Here is a 20,206-nt window from a genome sequence, read left to right on the forward strand (position 1 = left end):
ACCCTAAAGCGGGATTCCTAGACCGTGAAGCTCTCGCCGCAGCCGCAACTGCCCTTGGCGTTGGGATTTTCGAAGACGAAGCCGGCGGCGAAATCGTCTTCCTTCCAGTCCATGCGGCTGCCGATCAGATAGAGCAGCGAGCCGCCGTCGACGAAGAGCGTGCCGCCCGGCGTTTCGATACGCTCGTCGCCCGGCTTCGCCTCGGCGACATAGTCGATGCTGTAGGCAAGGCCCGAGCAGCCGCGCCGGGGCGTCGACAGGCGCACGCCGAGCGTGCCTTCGGGCGCGCGCGCCATCATCGCGGCGATGCGCGCGTGGGCGTTCTCGGTGAGCGCGATGGGCGCCGGGCGTTCTCGAACGATCGTGCTCATAGCATTCCAAGCTCCAGCTTCGCCTCGTCGGACATCTTCTGCGGGTCCCACGGCGGATCCCAGACGAGGTTGACCTCTGCCGAGCCGACGCCCGGCACGCTGCCGACACGGATTTCGACCTCGGCGGGCATCGATTCGGCGACCGGGCAGTGCGGCGTCGTCAGCGTCATGGTGACGACGACGTGATCATCGGCGATATCGACGCCGTAGATCAGCCCGAGATCGTAGATGTTCACCGGAATCTCGGGATCGTAAATCTCGCGCAGCGCCTGGATGACCTGATCGTAGACCTCGCCGCCCGGGCTGCCGGGATCGGGCGCGGCAGGCTTCTGGCTGAGAAAGCCTTCGAGATAATCGGCCTTGCGCCGCGCTTCCTGAAGCACGGGGCGCTCCGGCGCCGAAGGCGCGGCGTCGACGTTTTCGACGGTGTAGGGCCGCGTGTCCTCGCTCATCCGAAAATCCTCTTCACCCGCGCGATGCCGCGAAGCAGCCGCTCGACATCGCTTTCATCGCTGTAGACGCCGAAGCTGGCCCGCGCCGTGGCCGGCACGCCGAGCGCCTCCATCAGCGGCTGGGCGCAGTGGTGCCCGGCGCGGATGGCGACGCCTTCCTCATCCAATATGGTGCCGATGTCGTGGGGATGCACCCCCTCCATCGCGAAGCTAACGATGCCGCTCGAATCCTCGGGTCCGAACAGGCGCAGCGAATTGACCTTGCGCAGTTCAGCGCGCGCGAGACCCGCGAGGTGCCGTTCGTGCGCGTCGATGGTGTCGAGGCCGATCGCTGACACATAATCCATCGCGGCGGCGAGCCCGACCGCGCCGACGATATGCGGCGTGCCCGCCTCGAAGCGTGTCGGCGCTGGCGCGTAGGTGGTTTTCTCGAACGTCACCGTCTCGATCATCGAGCCGCCGCCCTGCCACGGCGGCATCGCGGAGAGGACATCCCCGCGCGTCCACAGCACGCCGATGCCGGTGGGTCCGTAGAGTTTGTGGCCTGAGAAGGCGTAGAAATCCGCGCCGAGCGCCTGCACGTCCACACCCATGCGCGGCACCGCCTGGCAACCATCGACGAGCAGCTTCGCACCCACAGCGTGCGCGGCGCGGGCGATGCGGGCGATGTCGGCCACCGAGCCGAGCACATTCGAGACATGCGCGACGGCGACGAGCTTGTGCGCGGGGGTGAGCATCGCCTCCAGCGCAGCTTCATCGATGCGGTGGTCGGCGGTGAGCGTCGCGACGTCGATCTCGATGCCGGTGCGGTCCCGCAGCAGCTGCCACGGCACGATGTTCGAATGATGCTCCAGCCGCGTCAGCAGGATGCGGTCGCCGGCCTTGAGGTTCATCCCCCACGTCTGCGCGACGAGATTGATCGCTTCGGTCGCCCCGCGCACGAAGACGATCTCGTTCGCGCTGGCGGCGTTGATGAAGCGCGCGGCGGTGTTCCGCGCCGCTTCGAAGCGCTCCGTCATCGTCGCCGAGCGCGCGTAGACGCCGCGGTGCACGGTCGCATACTCGGAGCCGTAAGCGGCGGCGATCGCGTCGATCACGGCCTGCGGCTTCTGCGCGGTCGCGGCGGAATCGAGATAGGCCCACGCTCCAACACCCGGAAAATCGGCGCGGCGCGAGACGGTGATCGGCGTCAGCGCGTTCATGCGAGCCGCTCCAGCGCGGCGAGCGACGCCGCTTCCAGCGTTTCGCGCGCGCCGGCATCGTCCATGCCCGCAAAGGCATCGGCGAGGAAGGCTTGCAGGAGCAGGCGCTTCGCCTCTGCAGGGGGCAGGCCCCGGCTCGTCAGGTAGAAATACTGCGTCGCGTCCAGCTCGCCGACGGTGGCGCCGTGCGCGCACTTCACGTCGTCGGCGAAGATCTCAAGCTCGGGCTTGGCGTTCGCCGTCGCGGTGCGATCGAGCAGCATCGCCTTCACTGACTGCGCGGCATCGGTTTTCTGCGCGCCGCGATCGACGGCGACCTTGCCGAGGTAGGTGCCGGTGGCCTGCTGCGCGAGCACGGTGCGCACGGTCTGGCGGCTGGTGGCGCCGGGGGCGGCGTGGCGGACATGGGTGACGATTTCGAGCGTGGCCTTGCCGCCGCCGACCTGCGCGGCGCCGAGTTCGAAATGCGATCCTTCGCCGAGCGTGACGTCGAGCGCGACGCGGCCATAGCGGCCGCCCAGATTGAGGATGTGGAGATCGAGGCGGGCGCCGTCGGCGATGGTGACGGTCCAGTCGCGCACCGACACGGGCTGCGCGGCATCCGCCACGAGCGTGAGCGCGCGGGTTTCTCCGGCCGGAACGGCGATGCGTTCCCACACGACGCCCGACGGCCAGACCTCGCCCAACGCCTCAAGGTCGCTGTAGCGCCATGCCTCGTCGCGGCGGGTGGGGAGCGGCAGGGCGTTCACGCCGCCAGCTCTCCGTAGCCCTCGCGTTCGAGCGCGTGCGCCAGCTCAGGCCCGCCGGAGCGGACGATGCGGCCGCCCGAGAGGACGTGCACCTTGTCCGGCTTCACATAGTCGAGCAGGCGCTGGTAGTGCGTGATGAGCAGGAAGCCGCGCTCCGGCGAACGCAGGCGGTTGATGCCGCCGGCCACGGTTTTCAGCGCATCGATGTCGAGGCCGGAATCGGTCTCGTCGAGCACCGCGAACTTTGGCGCGAGCAGCGCCATCTGCACCATCTCGTTGCGCTTCTTCTCACCGCCCGAGAAGCCGACGTTCACGCCGCGCTTCATGTGATCCATGGTGAGATCGAAGGCATCCGCCTCGGTGCGCGCGAGGCGCATGAAATCGGCGGCCGAGACGTCCGGCTCGCCGCGCAGCTTGCGCTGGGCGTTGAGCGCGGTGCGCAGGAAATTGAGGTTGGAGACGCCGGGGATTTCAACCGGGTACTGGAGCCCGAGGAAGAAGCCGGCGGCCGCGCGCTCATGCGGTTCGAGCGCGAGCAGATCCTTGCCATCGAACGTCACCGAACCCGATGTCGCCTCGTAACCCTCGCGGCCGGCGAGCACATAGCCGAGCGTCGACTTGCCCGAGCCGTTCGGCCCCATGATGGCATGGACCTCGCCGGCGCCGACTTCGAGCGTCAGGCCCTTGAGGATTTCCTTGTCGCCGACGTTGGCGTGGAGGTTTTCGATGTTGAGCATGGCCATCAGCCGACGCTTCCTTCCAGACTGATGCCGAGGAGTTTCTGTGCCTCCACGGCGAATTCCATCGGGAGCTGCTGGAGCACCTCCTTGGCGAAACCATTGACGATGAGCGCCACCGCCGCCTCGCGGTCGAGGCCGCGCGACTGGGCGTAGAAGAGCTGGTCGTCGCTGATCTTCGAGGTCGTCGCCTCGTGCTCGATCTGCGCGCTGGGGTTCTTCACCTCGATGTAAGGGACAGTGTGCGCGCCGCATTCGCTGCCGAGCAAAAGGCTGTCGCACTGCGTGAAGTTGCGCACGCCTTCGGCCGAGGGACCAACGCGGACGAGGCCGCGGTAGGTGTTGTTCGACTTGCCCGCCGAAATGCCCTTTGAGATGATCGTGGAGCGCGAGCCCGCGCCCAGATGAATCATCTTCGTGCCGGTATCGGCCTGCTGCATGTTGTTGGTGAGCGCGACCGAATAGAACTCGCCGACGCTGTCTTTCCCCGACAGCACACAGGACGGATATTTCCACGTGATCGCCGAGCCGGTTTCGACCTGTGTCCACGACACCTTGGAACGATCTCCGCGACAATGCGCGCGCTTGGTGACGAAGTTGTAGATGCCGCCCTTGCCGTTCTCGTCGCCCGGATACCAGTTCTGGACGGTGGAATATTTGATCTCCGCGTCCTCGAGCGCGACCAGCTCGACGACCGCGGCGTGGAGCTGGTTCTCGTCGCGCTGCGGCGCGGTGCAGCCTTCGAGGTAAGAGACATACGCCCCTTTGTCGGCGATGATCAGCGTGCGCTCGAACTGGCCGGTGTTCTCCGCGTTGATGCGGAAATAGGTCGACAGCTCCATCGGGCAGCGGACGCCTTCGGGCACGTAGACGAAGGTGCCGTCCGAGAAGACCGCGCTGTTGAGGCAGGCGAAGAAGTTGTCGCGCACGGGAACGACCGCGCCGAGATACTTCTTCACGAGGTCCGGATATTCGCGGATCGCCTCGCTGATCGACAGGAAGATGACGCCGGCGCGCTTCAGTTCCTCGCGGAAGGTGGTGGCGACGGAGACCGAATCGAACACCGCGTCGACGGCGACCTTGCGCGCGCCCTCGACGCCAGCGAGCACCTTCTGCTCCTCGATGGGGATGCCGAGCTTCTGGTAGGTGAGCAGGATCTCGGGATCGAGCTCGTCGAGCGACTTCAGCGTCGGCTTCTTGCGCGGCGCCGCATAATAATAGGCGTCCTGATAGTCGATCGGCGGGATCGAGAGCTTCGCCCAGTCCGGACTTTCCATGCCCTGCCAGAGCCGGAATGCCTTGAGGCGCCATTCCAGCATCCATTCCGGCTCAGCCTTCTTCGCCGAGATGAAGCGGACAGTATCCTCGTCGAGACCCTTCGGCGCGAAATCGGATTCGATGTCGGACGAGAAGCCCCACTTGTACTTCGACTGCTCCTTGGCGAGCGCGAGCGCCTGTTCGTTCGCGGCCATCAGGCGGGCTCCCCGATGCGCTGGTTCGCGCGTTCGGCGGCAACGATGGCGGCGAGGCTCACGTCGCTGAGCGCCTCGCGCACGCGCACGTTGATAAGCGACCAGTGCGGGCGCACCGCGCAGCTCGATTCGAGCGCGCAGTCCGACGATTTGTCGTGCAGGCACTGGGCGATGGCGATGGGGCCGTCCACCGCCTCGACGATGTCGGCAATGCTGATCTCTGCTGCGCCGCGCCCAAGCTGGACACCGCCGGTGACGCCGCGCGCCGAATCAAGCAGCCCTGCGCGCGCGAGAATGCCGGTGAGCTTTGCCGCCGTGGGCGCGGGCACGCCGGTTTCGGCGGCAAGCTCGGCGGCGGAAAAGCGACGATCGGGCGCGCGCGCCGCCGCCGTCATCACGACGACCGCATAGTCGGCAAGGTTGGTCAGGCGGATCACGGACGCTCCGGCGCTAAATCAGACGAATTCGGTCCGGCTTATGTGGGGCGCGCCGCGCCCGAGTCAAGCGGCGAGGTGCCTCTAGCTGACGAGCGAGAGCCTGGGAAGCGTCGGAAGCTGGCGGCGCAGGCGAATGCTGTGACTCATCACCGCAGCCCCGTTCGCCGCGAACTGCGTGGGTGTCATGCCCACGAACGTGCGGAACTCGCGGATGAAGTGCGACTGATCGTAGAAGTCCTCGCCCGCAACATCGAACCAGCGCGCATCGGGATCGACGCTGATCTGGACCGCCGCACGCAGTGCGCGATATTTGCGCATCAGCAGCTTGGGCGGCGCGCCATAGGTGCGGCGGCACAGGCGTTCCACCTGCCGCGCCGAGCGGTCCGCCACGCCGATCAGCGCATCGACACCGCCGGGACTACCGCGCACCAGCCAGTCTTCCACCAGCATTCCGAAGCCGATGTCCTGTCGCGCGGCATGGCGCCGTGCCATCGACAGGAAAAAGGCGTCTGCCGCCGCGACAAGATCATGATCGGTGACGCCGTTCTGCATCCGGCACAGCGCCGAACGCGCCGCGCTTCCCGCAACGTCCTCCAAGGGCAGCATCGCGTCGGCCATCTCGTCGGAATCGACGCCGAAAAAGCGCAGCCAGCCATCGGACATGATCCCGGCGCCGAACACCAGCGCCGGACCTTCGAGCACCATGCCGAGCGGCAGGCAGCGCGGGCCGAACAGGCTGGCGCCATAGCTGCGCCGCACGCTGCCGTCGGGCCAGGTGAGATCGGAATGGCCGCGAATCACGAAGCGCACATTGGGAAGCTCTGCCCGCATCACGTCGGTGATGCGTCCCGGGCCGATCTCGACGACATAATAGCTCGAAAGCAGCCGCCGAAGCGGCGGCGCTGGCGAGTGGTAACGCATCGAGAACATGAGACTGCGACCGGCCTTTCGTGCACCCTGCCTGAGCCGAAAGTTTCGGCTCAGATACCAAAGCTTGCGGCGCCCGGCGAGTCGCAGTTCGCGACCGACAAAAAAGCGGGGGGTCCGGGTTGGAACGGACCCCCCTGTCAGTCGGGGTCGTGAATGCCTTGAGGCATAGGAGACGAACCCTTGGGTCGCAGGGCTGCGTTTAGGGCGGCCCCGTCAAAGCCCCGTCAAAATGCTGTGATCCGTTCGCAAAAACGTCGTGAGAGCGAAAAAAGAAGGCCCGGACGCATTGAAACGCCCGGGCCGGAAAGTGAGGGTCGTGTTCGTTCCGGCCTGCTGGTTACCGGAAGAAAGGACGTCCCCTGAGTCGCGAGGCGGACCCTAGCGGGCGGTCCTGACCGTGGATTGTACGAATCCGACATCGGGCCGGCTTTGTGTTTCGATCCAGAGGTTTATGCCCGTTCATCGCCGCAGGCTGCAGTTCCTCGAAGGAGGCGGTTTGCGGTGAGCGCCGAGTCGCGCATTTGCGCCACCCCGAGCGCGCTTCCTTTTGACCACCGGGCGTTGCCTGCGCTAAGGCTTGCATCATATGCAGATCCCTTACGGGCTGGTCCGCCCCGTCCTCTTCAAGCTCGATGCCGAACGCGCGCACCGCCTGACGTTGCGGTTGCTGACCGCGATGCCGCCGTCGCGCATCGCGGACGACCCGCCCAGCCTGCGGACGACGGTTGCGGGGCTGCGCTTTTCGAACCCGGTGGGCATCGCCGCGGGCTTTGACAAGAACGCCGAGGTGCTGAACCCGCTCTTGAGGCTCGGCTTCGGCTTCGTGGAGGCGGGAACGGTGACGCCGCTGCCGCAACCGGGCAACCCGAAGCCGCGCATGTTCCGCCTGACCGAAGACCAGGCCGTCATCAACCGGCTCGGCTTCAACAACAACGGCCTCGAACAGGCGCTCGACAAGTTCAAGGAACGCGCCTGGCACCGGGGGCCGCGCGGCGTGACCGGGCTCAACGTCGGCGCCAACAAGGACTCGCGCGACCGGATCGCCGACTATGCGCTCTCGGTGGAGCACGCCGCGCCGTTCGTCGACTACATCACGGTCAACATCAGCTCCCCCAACACGCCGGGCCTGCGCACGCTGCAATCGAAGGACGAGCTCGCCGAACTGCTTGGCCGCGTGATGGATGCGCGCGGCCATCGCAAGACGCCGATCTTCCTGAAAGTGGCCCCCGACGTCACCGACGCCGATATTGGCGACATCGCGGTCGCGGTGGTGGCGGCGGGCGTCGATGGTCTCGTCGTTTCGAATACGACCATCGCGCGGCCGGACACGCTGAAGAACCGCCACGTCTCCGAAACCGGCGGCCTTTCGGGACGGCCGCTGATGGCACGCTCGACCGAGGTGCTACGCGCCTTCCGGCAGGCGACCGTGGGCGCTGTGCCGCTGATCGGCGTCGGCGGTATCGCGAGCGCCGACGACGCCTATGCGAAGATCCGCGCGGGCGCGAGCCTCGTGCAGCTCTACACCGCGCTCGTCTATCAGGGCCCCAGCCTCGTCGGCGCGATCAAGGCGGGGATCGCCGCGCACCTCCGGGCAGACGGCTTCGAACGCGTCTCGCAGGCCGTAGGCGCCGACGCCTAAAAGGCGCGGCTGACGCCTTGCCCCCACGCGCCCCAGCGTCCTATGACGTCAGGGTGTTGAAGCATACGATCGCACGCGCCGCGACAGGCGCGCTTTTCCTCGGCCTCGCCGCCTGTGCCACACAGACGCCCGCGCCATCCGCGGCCTTGCCGCCGCCGGCCTTCGAAGACACACCCGTTTACAGCAGCCTCGTTTCCGCGGCGCACCCGCTCGCGGCGAATGCAGGCAAGGAGATGCTGACGGCGGGTGGCAGCGCTGCGGATGCGGCGCTTGCCACAATGCTGGTGCTGACAGTGGTGGAGCCCCAGTCGTCGGGGATCGGCGGCGGCGGCTTCCTGCTTTACCACGATGCCGAGAGCGACAAGCTCTACACGATCGACGGGCGCGAAACCGCGCCCAAGGCGGCAACGCCCACGATGTTCCTGAATGCCGACGGCACACCCATGCCGTTCCGCGAGGCCGTGCCCGGCGGTAAAAGCGTCGGCGTACCCGGCAACATCCGGCTGATGGCGATGGCGCACGCGCGCTTCGGCCGCCTGCCGTGGGCGAAGCTGTTCGAACCGGCGATCCGGCTGGCACGGGATGGGTTCGAGATGAGCCCGCGGCTGCACGAGATGCTGGCGGCGCGCCCGCAGCACGCGGGCATGACCGAATGGGCAAAGGCGACCTTCTTCCGTGCCGACGACACGCCGCGCCTTGCCGGCGAGACGATCCGTAACCCCATGCTCGCCCGTTTCTTCGAAAAGCTGGCGGCAGAAGGCCCCGACGCCTTCTATCGCGGTGCCGAGGCGGCACGGCTGGTCAACACCGTGGCGAGCGCGCCGAAGAATCCGCAGGCGATGACCGTGGGCGACGTTGCGGGCTACAAGGCCGTGTGGCGCGATCCGGTGTGTGGCACCTATCGCACGTGGCGTGTCTGCGGCATGGCGCCGCCGTCTTCGGGCGGCACCACCGTGCTTGCCATCCTGAAACAGCTCGAACGCTTCGACCTGAAGGCGCTCGGCCCCGGCAGCCCGGAAAGTTGGCACCTGATCGCGGAGAGCATGAGGCTCGCCTATGCGGACCGTGAGGCGTATCTCGGCGATCCCGATTTCGTCTCCGTACCGACGGCCGGCCTTGTCGACCCCGCCTATCTTTCGGGGCGCGGTGCGCTCATCGACCCGGCGAAGGCCGCCGCGAAGGTCGACGCGGGAACCCCGCCGGGCGCGGGTGCCGTGGCGCGCGTGCCGGATGGAGAAGTGCCTTCGACCTCGCACTTCGCGGCGGCCGACCGGCAGGGCGACGTGGCGAGCTACACCTCCACCATCGAGGGGACGTGGGGCAGCGGGCTTACGGTGAACGGTTTCTTCCTCAACAACGAGCTCACCGACTTCTCGATGCTGCCCGAGGTGGACGGCAAGCCCGCGCCGAACCGCGTGCAGCCGGGCAAGCGACCGCGCAGCTCGATGGCGCCGACCATCGTTTACGACGCGGCGGGCAAGCCCGTGCTCGCGATCGGTGCGGCGGGCGGATCGACGATCATCGCGCAGGTCGCGAAGGCGCTCGTCGGCGTGCTCGACTGGGAGATGGACGTGGAGGACGCGATCGCGCTCCCGCAGGTCTATGCGCCCGGTGACCGTTTCACCATCGAGGACGGATCGCGTCTCGAAGAGATGGTCCCGGCGCTCACCGCAAAGGGACATGCGCCGACAACGGCGAAGCTGCCGCTGAAGGCGAATGGCGTACAACGAAAAGCAAGGGGATGGATCGGCGGCGCCGACCCGCGCAGTGAGGGCGCAGTCGCCGGGCTCTAGCCGATCCGGGGAGGAGACGAACCGATGCAGACCGCAGAAACGTGGCCCAACCTCGTCGAGATGTTCTTCGATCAGGCGAGCCGGCGCGGCAAGCGCCCGATGCTGCACGCCAAGGTGGACGGCGCGTGGCGGACGACGACGTGGGCCGAGGCCGCGCAGCAGGTGGCGACGCTGGCGACCGCGCTGAACGCGCGCGGCATCGGCAAGGGCGACCGCGTGGTGCTGGTGAGTGAGAACCGGCCGGAGTGGTGCATCGCCGATCTTGCGATCATGGCGGCGGGCGCGATCACGGTGCCAACGTATACGACCAATACGGAGCGGGACCATCTCCATATCCTGGAGAACAGCGGGGCGAAGGCGGCGATCGTTTCCAATGCGAAGCTGGCGAAGGTGCTGCTGCCTGCCGTCTACCGATCCACCAACTGCCGCCAAGTGATCGGCATGGAGAAGCTGCGCATCGGGCAGGCGAGCGGCGCGGAGCTGATCGACTGGGCGGAGCTGATGGCGGCGCACACCGGCGACGTCGCGGCGGTGCGCGCGGGCGCGACCATGCAGCGCGGCGACATGGCGTGCATCATCTACACGAGCGGCACCGGCGGCGCGCCGCGCGGCGTCTGCCAGCACCACGGCGCGATCCTCTGCAACCTCGCGGGCTGCGAGGACGTGCTGTGGAACGACTTCCCCAAGGGCACCGAGACCTTCCTGTCGTTCCTGCCTTTGAGCCACGCCTACGAACACACCGGCGGGCAATTTCTGCCGATCGCGCTCGGCGCCGAGATCTATTATTCGGAAGGCCTCGAGAAGCTCGCCGCCAACATCGAGGAGACGCGCCCGACGCTCATGGTCGTGGTGCCGCGCCTGTTCGAAGTGCTGCGCCAGCGCATGTCGAAAGCGATCGAAAAGCAGGGCGGCGCGGCGGTATGGATGCTGGAGCAGGCGCTGCGGCTCGGCCGCAAACGCTACGAGAAGGGGCGGCTGCCGCTGACCGACAAGCCGCTCGACCTGCTGCTCGACCGCACGATCCGCAAGAAGGTGCAGGGCCGCCTCGGCGGACGGCTGAAGGCGATGGTGGCGGGCGGTGCGCCCCTCAATCCCGAGGTCGGCATCTTCTTCGCCGCGCTCGGCGTCACGCTGCTGCAGGGCTACGGACAGACCGAGGCCGCGCCCGTCATCTCCTGCAACCGGCCGCGCGCGAAGCTGAAGATGCACAGCGTCGGCCCCGCGCTGAAAGGCGTAGAGGTGCGCATCGCGGAGGACGGCGAAATCCTCGTGCGCGGCGAACTCGTGATGCACGGCTACTGGCAGAACCCGGCGGAAACCGAACGCGTGCTGAAGGACGGCTGGCTGCACACTGGCGACATCGGCCATATCGACACCGATGGCCACATCGTGATCACCGACCGCAAGAAGGATATCATCGTCAACGACAAGGGCGACAATGTCGCGCCGCAGCGGGTGGAGGGGATGCTGACGCTGCAGCCCGAAATCCTGCAGGCCATGGTTTATGGCGACAAGCGCCCGCATCTCGTGGGCCTCGTGGTGCCGGACCCCGAATGGTCGGGCGAATGGGCCGCAGCACACGGCCATTCCAGCGACCTCGCGATGCTGAAGGGCATTCCCGAATTTCACCGCGCCATCGCCGCAGCTGTGGACCGCGTGAACGCGCAGCTTTCGGTGATCGAAAAGGTGCGGCGCGTGATCGTTGCCGACGAGGCGTTCACCGTGGAAAACGAACAGATGACGCCCTCGATGAAGATCCGGAGGCACGTGCTGAAGCAGGTGTACGGGGAGCGACTTGACGCCCTCTACAAGTAGCACCGCCGCAAGCCGACCGCTCGCAGGGGCGGCATGGATCCTCGTTGCCTCCGTGGGCTTTTCCGCGGCGTGGGTCTTTATCCGGCTTGCAAGCGAGACCATTCACCCGTTCGCGCTCGTTTTCTGGCGAAACGCCGCGGGACTGCTGCTGATCCTGCCGCTCGTGCTGCGCGATCCTTCCATGGCATCGCCGCGCCAGTGGAAAAGCCATGCCGCACGATCCACGAGCGGCGTGATCGGCATGTTCACCGTCTTCTATGCCGTGGCGAACGCACCGATGGCGACCGTGCAGGCGATCAACTTCGCCGCACCGATCTTCGCGACCGCTGGTGCAGCGTTGTTTCTGGGAGAAAAGCTGCGGGCGCGGCGGGTCGGCGCGCTGCTGACGGGCTTCGCCGGCGTGCTCGTCGTGCTGCGCCCCGGCGAACAGCCGCTGACGCCGGGCATCCTTTCCGCAGTTGTCGCGGCCGCGGCGGTCGCCTTCTCGATCATCGCCGTCAAACGGCTGGTGGGGATCGCCCGCCCGATGTCGGTCGTGTTCTGGAGCTTTGCACTGCCGGTGCTGCCCACCTTCCTCGTCGCGCTCGCCTTCTGGACAACGCCGTCGGGCGTGGCCTGGCTTTACATCCTCGGCCTCGGCGCGGGCACGCTCATCGCCCAGATCGCGACGGTGCGCGCCTTCGCCATCGCGGAGGCGACCGCCGTGATGCCTTATGATTTCGTGCGTTTCGGCATCATGATCGCCATCGGTTTCGTGCTCTTCGGCGAAACCGTGGACGGCATCACGCTGATCGGCGGCGCGCTCATTCTCGGCAGCGCGATCTACCTCGCCTATCGCGAAGCCGTGCTCGCCCGAAAGGGCCCGGCCAGCACACCCGCATTGGACTGAACCTTCGCATGTGAAGAGGTTGCTCCTGCCGCCGCTTCGATTAGGAAGGCGCGCGACAGACAGTTTTGAACATGGGAGATCAGGAATGAAGCTTGCAGGAACCGCAGCGGTTGTGACGGGCGCCTCCTCCGGCCTCGGCGCCGCAACGGCGCGCGCGCTGGCCAAGGAAGGCGTGAAGGTCGCCATCTTCGACATGAGCGCCGAGAAGGGCGAGGCGCTCGCCGCCGAGATCGGCGGCATCTTCTGCAATGTCGACGTGACGAGCGATGATTCGGTCGACGCGGGCTTCGCCAAGGCGCGCGCCGCGCACGGGCAGGAACGCATCCTCGTCAACTGCGCCGGTGTCGGCAGCGCCGTGAAGACCGCGAGCCGCGACAAGGCGAGCGGCGAGGTCAAGCACTATCCGCTCGGCGCCTTCGAAAAGGTCATCCAGATCAACCTGATCGGCACGTTCCGCTGCATCGCGAAGTCGGCCGCCGGCATGATGACGCTGGAGCCGATGGAAGACGGCGAGCGCGGCGCCATCGTGAACACGGCTTCCGTGGCCGCCGAAGATGGCCAGATCGGCCAGGCCGCCTATTCCGCCTCCAAGGGCGGCGTTGTCGGCATGACGCTCCCCATCGCGCGCGACCTGATGAGCGAGGGCATCCGCGTCAACACCATCCTGCCCGGCATCTTCAACACGCCGCTGCTGCAGGCCGCGCCGGACAATGTGAAGGCCTCGCTCGCCGCCTCCGTGCCGTTCCCCAAGCGACTCGGCGAGCCGGAAGAATATGCGAAGCTCGCGCTCGCGATGATCACCATCGGCTATTTCAACGGCGAGGATGTGCGGCTCGACGGCGGCATCCGCATGGCGCCGCGTTAAGCCACTCTCGGTTTCAGGCCCGCCAGCTGACGCAGCGTCGGCGGCGGGCCTGAGCGCAGTACGCCGTAGCGGAACAGCCGCGCGGCAAGCGCGATCACCAGCGCCGCGAAGGCGAGCTGCCACGCGATCGACGCAAGATGGATGCCGAGCCCCGTATCGGCGGCGCCGCGCCCCAACATCATGTAGGGCGCCGAAAGCGGGAACCACGACACGAACTGGTACCAGGACCCGCCGGGGTTCGCGAGCGCGCCGAGCGTGGAGATCAGGATCACCATCTGCAGGATGGTGACGGGCATCGAGAGCGTCTGCACCTCGCGGATCGTGGAACAAAGGCTGCCGACACCGAGATAGATCGCACCGTAGATGAGATAGGCGCAGGTGAAATAGGCGATGCCGAGCGCCAGCAGCTCCGGCCAGCCGCGCGGCGGCGTGGGGAGGAGCCCGGCGGGAAGCTGCGCTGCCGCCAGCATGAAACCGCCGCCGAACAGCAACCCCCAGACGGTGACGCCGATCAGCGATACGGCGAGCATGGCGATGAGCTTGCCTGCATAAATCGCCGGAACAGGCACGGCGGCGACCAGCACCTCGATGATCTTGTTCGACTTTTCTTCGACCATGTTGGAGAGGAGCGCGCCCGCGAGCAGCGAAATGAGCGCAAAGAGCACGGTTGCTGCACCCGTGGCGAGGACGGGCGCGCCGCCTTTGCGCCCGGCAGGCTGCGCGCCTTCATTGAGGACGGTGACGGAAACATCCGGCTGCGCGGCGCGAACCGCTTCGACGCGCGCGGCAAGACCGTCCTGCGCGAGCGCGCGCTTGGTCCACGCAAGGCCCGCGAGGGTTCGGATACGCTCGGCGGCGGGCGCCTTGTCGCCGGTGAAAAGCGCAAGCGTGCCCGGCGCGACGACCAGCGCGGCGCCGAAGCGGCTGCTCTCCGAAAGCAGCCGGTGCGCCTGCGCCTTCGGATCGGCCTCGGCGCTGACCGCAGCGAACGACAGCGCGCCAAGCGCTGCAATCGCCCCGATATCCTCGCGCTTCGCCAGCGCATCGAGTTCGGCATCGGTGAGCAGCGCGGCGGGCCGCGCGAAGACCGCATCCTTGTGACCGGCGCGCAGGCGTTCGTAGGCGGTGCGCGTTCGCTCGCGCGCCGCGACAGCCTGCATCCACGGCGTGAAATCGCCGGCCGGATCGATCACCGCGACCGCCTGCGACGCCGTTGCCGTCGCCCGCGGACCGCCGACGATCGAAGCGAACACGGCGAAGGCGAGGCCGATCACCGGCATCGCCAGCCAGATGAGGAAGCCGCGCGACAGGATCGTCGCCATGATATCGCGGCGGGCGATGGTGAACGTCGCGCGGATCATGCCGCCTCCCGCGTTTCGGCGGGCGCATCCGCCTCGCCGACGATGGTAACGAAGGCGTCGTGCAGCGTCGGGCGTTCGATGTGCATGTCGCGGATGCCGCTGCCCGTTTCGATGAGGCGCGCGAGGAGCGGCTCGATCCCTCCGGGCGGCAGCGGGAAGCGATAGGCGTTGCCGGTGTCGGTTGCGCTCCGGGGCAGGATATCGACCGTGCTGCCCGGCGGCAGCAGCGCGTGAAGTTCCGCAAGCGGGCGTTCGGTGACGAGGACGACGCGCGAGGGCAGATGCGCCCGCGCCGCATCGACGCTGCCAGAGAAGCGCGTTCGCCCGTGCGCGATGATGACGAGGCCGTCGCACATGCGCTCGGCGTGCGCCATCACGTGCGTGGAAAAGAGGATGGTCGCGCCGCGTGCGCGCTCGGCGCGGATCATGTTTTCGAGATCCTGCTGATTCACGGGGTCGAGGCCCGAGAAGGGCTCGTCGAGCACGATGAGATCGGGGCGGTTCACGAAGGTGGCGAGGAGCTGCACCTTCTGCGCCATGCCTTTCGAGAAGGTGCGGATGCGGGCATTGGCCTCATCACCGAGGCCGTGCGCGGCGAGCAGTTCGTCCGCACGCACGCGCGCGTCGCCGAGCTTCAGGCCGCGCAGCGCGCCGACATACGCGATGGCTTCGCGTGCCGTCATCGCCGGATAGAGGCCGCGCTCTTCGGGGAGATAGCCGACACGTGCGGCGACCGAGAGCGGCCGCTCCGAGCCGAGCAGGCGGCGTGTGCCGCCGTCGGGCTCCAGAATGCCGAGCAACATGCGCAGCGTCGTCGTCTTGCCCGCGCCGTTCTGGCCGAGGAAACCGTAGATGGCGCCCGTCGGCACGCGAAGGTCGACGCCCGCGACCGCCTGCTTGTCGCCGAAGCGTTTCGACAGGGCTTCAGCTTCGATGGCGTAATCCAACAACCCGATCCTTCACACGCGCACCCCGTACGATGCTATGAATAGCGGGTGGATACGAACAAAATCTTGAAGGACTTGAACGCGAAAGCGGCGGAGCTGGGGTTTTCCGCGATCGGCATCGCGCCCGCCGACGCCGCCCCGGCCGCCGGCGCGCGGCTGAAGGCGTGGATCGCGGGCGGCTGCCACGGCGACATGCTGTGGATGGCGGAAAAGGCCGACCGCCGCGAAAGCCCGCGCGCGCTGTGGGGTGACGTGCGGTCGATCATCATGCTCGGCATGAGCTATGCGCCCGGGCTCGATCCGCTGCGCCATGCCGAGCATCCCGAGATCGGCGTCATTTCGGTCTACGCGCAGGGGCAGGATTATCACGACACGATCAAGGCGCGGCTGAAGACGCTCGCGCGCTGGCTGCTCGAAGCCGCGGGCGAGGGCGAGGTGAAGGTGTTCGTGGATACCGCGCCGGTGATGGAAAAGCCGCTTGCCGCCGCCGCGGGAATCGGCTGGCAGGGCAAGCACACCAATCTCGTGAGCCGCGATCATGGGAGCTGGCTGTTCCTCGGCGCGATCTACACGACGCTGGAGTTGACACCCGATGCGCCGCACGCCGACCGCTGTGGATCGTGCGACGCCTGCCAGCGCGCGTGCCCGACGGCAGCGTTCACGGGGCCGTACAGCCTCGATGCGCGGCGCTGCATCTCCTACCTCACCATCGAGCTGAAAGGCCCGATCCCGCACGAATTCCGCCGCGCGATCGGCAACCGCATCTATGGCTGCGACGATTGCCTCGCCGTATGCCCGTGGAACAGCTTCGCCAAGGCCTCCGCCGAAGCCGCGTTCCAGCCACGCGCCGAGCTGACCGCACCGCGCCTTGCCGAGCTTGCCGCGCTCGACGATGCCGGGTTCCGGCAGGTGTTCGCGGGGTCGCCGGTGAAGCGCGTGGGGCGCGACCGCTTCGTGCGCAACGTCGCCATCGCGCTTGGGAACAGCGGGGCGGCAGGTGCCGTGCCTGTTCTGGAGCGATTGCGGGGAGACGCCTCCGACCTCGTGCGCGAGGCGGCGGACTGGGGTCTTTCAGCGCTTGCCGATGATCTGAAACGCGTGCGCGGCGAGCGCGGCGGCGATGATCGGCGCGAAGAGGTTGAGGACGGGGACGAGGAACAAGGGCGCGGCGGTGAGGCCGAGCCGCAGGCGGAGCGCGCGGTTTGACGCGATCAGCGCCGCGGCGTCGGCGCGCGGCATGTGGCGGATGGCAACCATCTCCAGAAGATCGCGCCCCATCAGCCAGCCGTTGACGGCGGTGAAGAGGAGGAGCGGGCCGACCGCCGTGAACAGCAGCAGCAGATAGATGGGCGCGAGCGCGAGGTTCCACAGCACGACGCGCAGCGCGGACGCGAGCGCGAGAAGGCCGGCTTCGGCGAGGGGCACGCGGCGATGCGCCATCGCTCGCGGATAATGGCGATCTTCGACGGCATCGACGACATCGTCGAGGAACAGGCCCATGACGCCGGTGGCGATGCCGGGGAACAGGAACCATCCGCCGATGACGACGATCGGCAGCGCCGCCCAATCCGCCGCATCCGCCCAGAAGCGCTGCATCCACACGGGCAGCGGCGGCGCGCTGCTGCCGCTGAGCCAGCTATCGAGACCGTACCAGACGCCCGCGAGGATCAGCAGCGTGAGCGCGATCGATTTCAGGAACACGGCGACGAAACGCCGGTCGGAGAGCTGGGCAAGGACGCGCGGCAGTTCGGCGAGCATGGCGCGATGCTAGCACCGAAGGTTGCGAACCGCGAGATGCGCCGCTAGGGCTCGGCTTTCTCCCTTCTTCGCAGGTGAAACAGCCCGATGACCAGCGCTTACGACATCGTCGTGATCGGCAATGCCCTTGTCGACGTGATCGCCTCCGCCGACGACGCCTTCCTCGCCGAGAGCGGGCTCCAGAAGGGCTCGATGCACCTGATCGATACCGCGGAGGCCGAGCGTCTCTATGGCCGCATGGGGCCGGGGCGGGAGGTTTCGGGCGGATCCGGCTCCAACGCCGCGGTCGGCATGGCAGCCTTGGGCCGCCGGGTGAACTTTATCGGGCGCGTGTCGAACGATCAGCTCGGCGCGGTGTTCGCGCATGATATCCGCGCCTCGGGCGTGGACTTCACCACGCCTTACGCGGCCGACACCATGCCCACCGGGCGCTGCCTGATCCTGGTGACGCCGGACGCGCAGCGCACGATGAACACCTTCCTCGGCACGAGCGCGATGCTGAGCGAAACGGACGTCGACTACGATCTGATCGCGGCGAGCCCGCTCACCTACCTTGAAGGCTATTTGTGGGATGCCGCCGAGCCGCGCGCGGCGATGGCGAAGGCCTGCGAGGTTGCGCACGCGAACGGACGCCGCGTCTCCTTCACGCTTTCGGACGTGTTCTGCGTGGAGCGGCACCGCGCCGACTTCCTGCGCCTCGCGCAGGGCGGCGTCGACATCCTGTTCGCCAACGAAAACGAACTGAAGAGCCTCTACGAGACCGACGACTTCGACGCGGCGGTGGCCGCGCAGCGCGGCGCGTGCGAGGTGAGCGTGATCACCCGATCCGAAAAGGGCGCGATCGTGCTGACGAAGGACGCGGCGATCACGATCCCGGCGGAGCCCGCCGCGCGCATCGTCGACACGACGGGCGCGGGCGACCTGTTCGCGGGCGGCTTCCTTGCGGGCTTCTCGGAGGGCCGCGCGCTCGGCGACTGCGCAGTGATGGGCGCGGTGGCAGCCGCGGAAATCATCAGCCACATCGGCGCGCGCCCCGAAGCGGACCTCGCTGCGCTGGTCGCCAAACGGCTCGGCTAAAACAGTTCGGCCCGGTTCTGGTGAGAACCGGGCCGATCCGTATCAGGCCTGCTTGCCGCCGGGCGTCGGCGCGCCCGGCATCGGGGGCACCGGCTGCGGCGGAGCATCGGCGTCGGCTTCGTGCACCTCGATGATGCCGCGGCCGACATGGCTCTTGCGATAGCCGTAGGCGAAGTAGAGCACGAGCCCGATGCCGCCCCAGAGCGGCAGCACGATCTTCGCATCGAACGGCAGCGCGAAGAACAGCGCGACGCAGCCGATGACCGTGAGCGGGCCGACGAGCCACAGCGCCGGCGTACGGAACGGCCGCGCGCGGTGCGGATCGCGCTTCCGGAGCAACATCACCGCGATCGCCACCATCATGAACGCGAACAGCGTGCCCGCGTTCGCGATGTCCGCGAGCTTGCCCACGGGCAGGAACGCCGCCGTGAACGTGACCGCAAGACCCGTGACCATCGTGATGATGTGCGGCGTCTTCCACTTCGGATGGATCGTCGAGAGCTTCTCCGGCAGCAGGCCATCGCGCGACATCACGAAGAAGATGCGCGTCTGACCGAACAGCATGACGAGGATGACCGACGGCAGTGCAAGGAAGGCGGCAAGGCCGATGAGGTTGCCGATCTTGAGATAGCCGATCTCGCGCAGCACGTGCGCGAGCGCTTCCTTCGAGCAGGCGAGCGGTTCCTGACCCGCCGCCATCAGCGTCGAGCAGCGCGCGCCGAGTTCGGCGGAGCCGGGGGCGAGCCATTCGCCGAGCACCGAGGTGACGGGCTGCGAGCCGAGCGGCGAACCGATCGCACCCGCCGCAACGAGCATGTAGAAAACCGTGCAGATGGCGAGCGAGCCAATGAGGCCGATCGGCACGTTGCGTTGCGGGTTCTTGGTTTCTTCCGCCGCGGTCGACACCGCATCGAAGCCGACATAGGCGAAGAAGATGGACGCCGCCGCGCCGACGATGCCGGCGCCGCCCGAACCATACCAGCCCTGCGGGGCGAACGGCTCGAAGTTTTCCATCTGCATCACCGGCAGCGCAAGCACGATGAACGCGGTGAGCGCGGTGACCTTGATCGCGACGAGCACGGCGTTGACGCGCGCGCTCTCGGTCGTGCCGAGCATCAGGAGGCCGGTGATGAGGAGGGCGATGACGACGGCGGGGAGGTTGACGATACCGCCCGGCACGTAGGGCCCGGAAATCAGCGCAACGGGAAGGTCTATGCCGAACCAGCCCTTCAGCTGCCCGACGAAATAGCCCGACCAGCCGACCGAGACGGCACTGGCCGCGACGGCATATTCAAGCACCAGCGCCCAGCCGACCATCCAGGCGAGAAGCTCGCCCATGACGGCATAGGTATAGGTGTAGGCGGAGCCCGAAACGGGCACCATCGAGGCGATTTCCGAGTAGCAGAGCGCCGCGACGACGCAGACCGCGCCGGCGATGACGAAGCTGAACATCATGCCGGGACCGGCCTTCTGCGCGGCTTCCGACGTGAGCACGAAAATACCCGTGCCGATGATGGCGCCGACGCCGAGAAGCGTCAGCTGAAGCGCGCCGAGCGAGCGGTGCAGCGACTTCTTCTGTGCTGTCGCCAAAATGGCGTCGAGCGATTTGACACGGCCAAAGATCATTCGGGAACTCCCCCCAGATACGAAAAGCTGCGCCTCCCCAGCCGCAGCCCGGACACTGAAACAAGGTTGCGTGGTCTAGCGGCTTT

General features: G+C 67.4%; 18 protein-coding genes and 1 pseudogene. 7 read left to right on the forward strand and 12 right to left on the reverse strand.

Features of this window, described 5'->3' with window-relative positions; all coding sequences use genetic code 11:
* Positions 1-17: 17 nt before the first annotated feature.
* The 8 genes from ACFQ00_RS00620 to ACFQ00_RS00655 form a co-directional block, all read right to left on the reverse strand.
* Entirely contained in the window at positions 18-371 is a 354-nt protein-coding gene (locus ACFQ00_RS00620; protein WP_381484723.1) for a HesB/IscA family protein, read from the reverse strand.
* Positions 368-823 (reverse strand): SUF system Fe-S cluster assembly protein, encoded by a 456-nt coding sequence (locus ACFQ00_RS00625; RefSeq protein ID WP_381484726.1) that lies wholly within the window; start codon positions 821-823, stop codon positions 368-370. The genes ACFQ00_RS00620 and ACFQ00_RS00625 overlap by 4 nt, the downstream gene beginning before the upstream one ends.
* The gene (locus tag ACFQ00_RS00630; RefSeq protein WP_381484729.1) at positions 820-2,025 is read right to left on the reverse strand and encodes a cysteine desulfurase; all 1,206 of its coding nucleotides are present in this window, start codon (positions 2,023-2,025) and stop codon (positions 820-822) included. The genes ACFQ00_RS00625 and ACFQ00_RS00630 overlap by 4 nt, the downstream gene beginning before the upstream one ends.
* Positions 2,022-2,774, reverse strand: coding sequence for a SufD family Fe-S cluster assembly protein (locus ACFQ00_RS00635; RefSeq protein ID WP_381484732.1), 753 nt, complete (start codon positions 2,772-2,774; stop codon positions 2,022-2,024). Before ACFQ00_RS00635 ends, ACFQ00_RS00630 begins: the two co-directional genes overlap by 4 nt.
* A complete protein-coding gene (gene sufC, locus ACFQ00_RS00640) occupies positions 2,771-3,511 on the reverse strand; it encodes a Fe-S cluster assembly ATPase SufC (protein ID WP_381485868.1) in 741 nt (246 codons plus the stop codon). The genes ACFQ00_RS00635 and sufC overlap by 4 nt, the downstream gene beginning before the upstream one ends.
* Before the next feature lie 5 nt (positions 3,512-3,516).
* Positions 3,517-4,983, reverse strand: coding sequence for a Fe-S cluster assembly protein SufB (sufB, locus tag ACFQ00_RS00645; protein WP_381484735.1), 1,467 nt, complete (start codon positions 4,981-4,983; stop codon positions 3,517-3,519).
* Positions 4,983-5,420, reverse strand: a complete 438-nt coding sequence (locus ACFQ00_RS00650) for an SUF system Fe-S cluster assembly regulator (RefSeq protein WP_374595883.1) — start codon at positions 5,418-5,420, stop codon at positions 4,983-4,985. The genes sufB and ACFQ00_RS00650 overlap by 1 nt, the downstream gene beginning before the upstream one ends.
* A gap of 81 nt (positions 5,421-5,501) precedes the next feature.
* Positions 5,502-6,350 (reverse strand): AraC family transcriptional regulator, encoded by an 849-nt coding sequence (locus ACFQ00_RS00655; RefSeq protein WP_381484739.1) that lies wholly within the window; start codon positions 6,348-6,350, stop codon positions 5,502-5,504.
* A 586-nt stretch (positions 6,351-6,936) separates the two neighbouring features.
* Here ACFQ00_RS00655 and ACFQ00_RS00660 point away from each other — a divergent pair.
* The 5 genes from ACFQ00_RS00660 to ACFQ00_RS00680 all read left to right on the forward strand — a co-directional run bounded on the left by ACFQ00_RS00660 (position 6,937) and on the right by ACFQ00_RS00680 (position 13,351).
* Positions 6,937-7,989, forward strand: a complete 1,053-nt coding sequence (locus tag ACFQ00_RS00660; RefSeq protein WP_381484742.1) for a quinone-dependent dihydroorotate dehydrogenase — start codon at positions 6,937-6,939, stop codon at positions 7,987-7,989.
* A 53-nt stretch (positions 7,990-8,042) separates the two neighbouring features.
* Entirely contained in the window at positions 8,043-9,782 is a 1,740-nt protein-coding gene (gene ggt / locus ACFQ00_RS00665) for a gamma-glutamyltransferase (RefSeq protein WP_381484745.1), read from the forward strand.
* 24 nt (positions 9,783-9,806) lie between these two features.
* Positions 9,807-11,597 carry an AMP-dependent synthetase/ligase gene (locus ACFQ00_RS00670; RefSeq protein WP_381484748.1) on the forward strand — a complete coding sequence of 597 codons (1,791 nt, stop codon included), beginning with the start codon at positions 9,807-9,809 and terminating at the stop codon, positions 11,595-11,597.
* Positions 11,578-12,486, forward strand: a complete 909-nt coding sequence (locus tag ACFQ00_RS00675) for a DMT family transporter (RefSeq protein WP_374595888.1) — start codon at positions 11,578-11,580, stop codon at positions 12,484-12,486. The genes ACFQ00_RS00670 and ACFQ00_RS00675 overlap by 20 nt, the downstream gene beginning before the upstream one ends.
* 85 nt (positions 12,487-12,571) lie before the next feature.
* Positions 12,572-13,351, forward strand: coding sequence for an SDR family NAD(P)-dependent oxidoreductase (locus ACFQ00_RS00680; RefSeq protein WP_381484751.1), 780 nt, complete (start codon positions 12,572-12,574; stop codon positions 13,349-13,351).
* Here the strand turns inward: ACFQ00_RS00680 and ACFQ00_RS00685 are convergent.
* Positions 13,348-14,712, reverse strand: a complete 1,365-nt coding sequence (locus ACFQ00_RS00685) for an ABC transporter permease (RefSeq protein WP_381484754.1) — start codon at positions 14,710-14,712, stop codon at positions 13,348-13,350. The genes ACFQ00_RS00680 and ACFQ00_RS00685 overlap by 4 nt on opposite strands.
* Positions 14,709-15,662: an ABC transporter ATP-binding protein gene (locus ACFQ00_RS00690; RefSeq protein WP_381484757.1), complete on the reverse strand. Its 954-nt coding sequence runs from the start codon at positions 15,660-15,662 to the stop codon at positions 14,709-14,711. The genes ACFQ00_RS00685 and ACFQ00_RS00690 overlap by 4 nt, the downstream gene beginning before the upstream one ends.
* A gap of 60 nt (positions 15,663-15,722) precedes the next feature.
* On the opposite strand from ACFQ00_RS00690, the gene queG reads away from it, so the two are divergent.
* Complete coding sequence (queG, locus tag ACFQ00_RS00695) at positions 15,723-16,865, forward strand: tRNA epoxyqueuosine(34) reductase QueG (protein ID WP_381485871.1); 1,143 nt, start codon at positions 15,723-15,725, stop codon at positions 16,863-16,865.
* Here queG and ACFQ00_RS00700 read toward each other — a convergent pair.
* A pseudogene (locus ACFQ00_RS00700) lies at positions 16,845-17,417 on the reverse strand (EI24 domain-containing protein); the annotation flags it as partial. The gene queG and the pseudogene ACFQ00_RS00700 sit on opposite strands and share 21 nt — an antisense overlap.
* An 87-nt stretch (positions 17,418-17,504) precedes the next feature.
* Between ACFQ00_RS00700 and ACFQ00_RS00705 the strand changes: the two are divergent.
* On the forward strand, positions 17,505-18,494 hold the full coding sequence (locus ACFQ00_RS00705) for an adenosine kinase (protein ID WP_381484760.1): 990 nt from the start codon (positions 17,505-17,507) through the stop codon (positions 18,492-18,494).
* Between the two features lie 42 nt (positions 18,495-18,536).
* Here ACFQ00_RS00705 and ACFQ00_RS00710 read toward each other — a convergent pair whose 3' ends face one another.
* A complete protein-coding gene (locus ACFQ00_RS00710; RefSeq protein WP_381484763.1) occupies positions 18,537-20,120 on the reverse strand; it encodes an amino acid permease in 1,584 nt (527 codons plus the stop codon).
* Positions 20,121-20,206 lie beyond the last annotated feature (86 nt).

Origin of the sequence: Sphingosinicella xenopeptidilytica (assembly GCF_042676985.1) — a bacterium.
Classification (GTDB): Bacteria; Pseudomonadota; Alphaproteobacteria; order Sphingomonadales; family Sphingomonadaceae; genus Sphingosinicella; species Sphingosinicella xenopeptidilytica.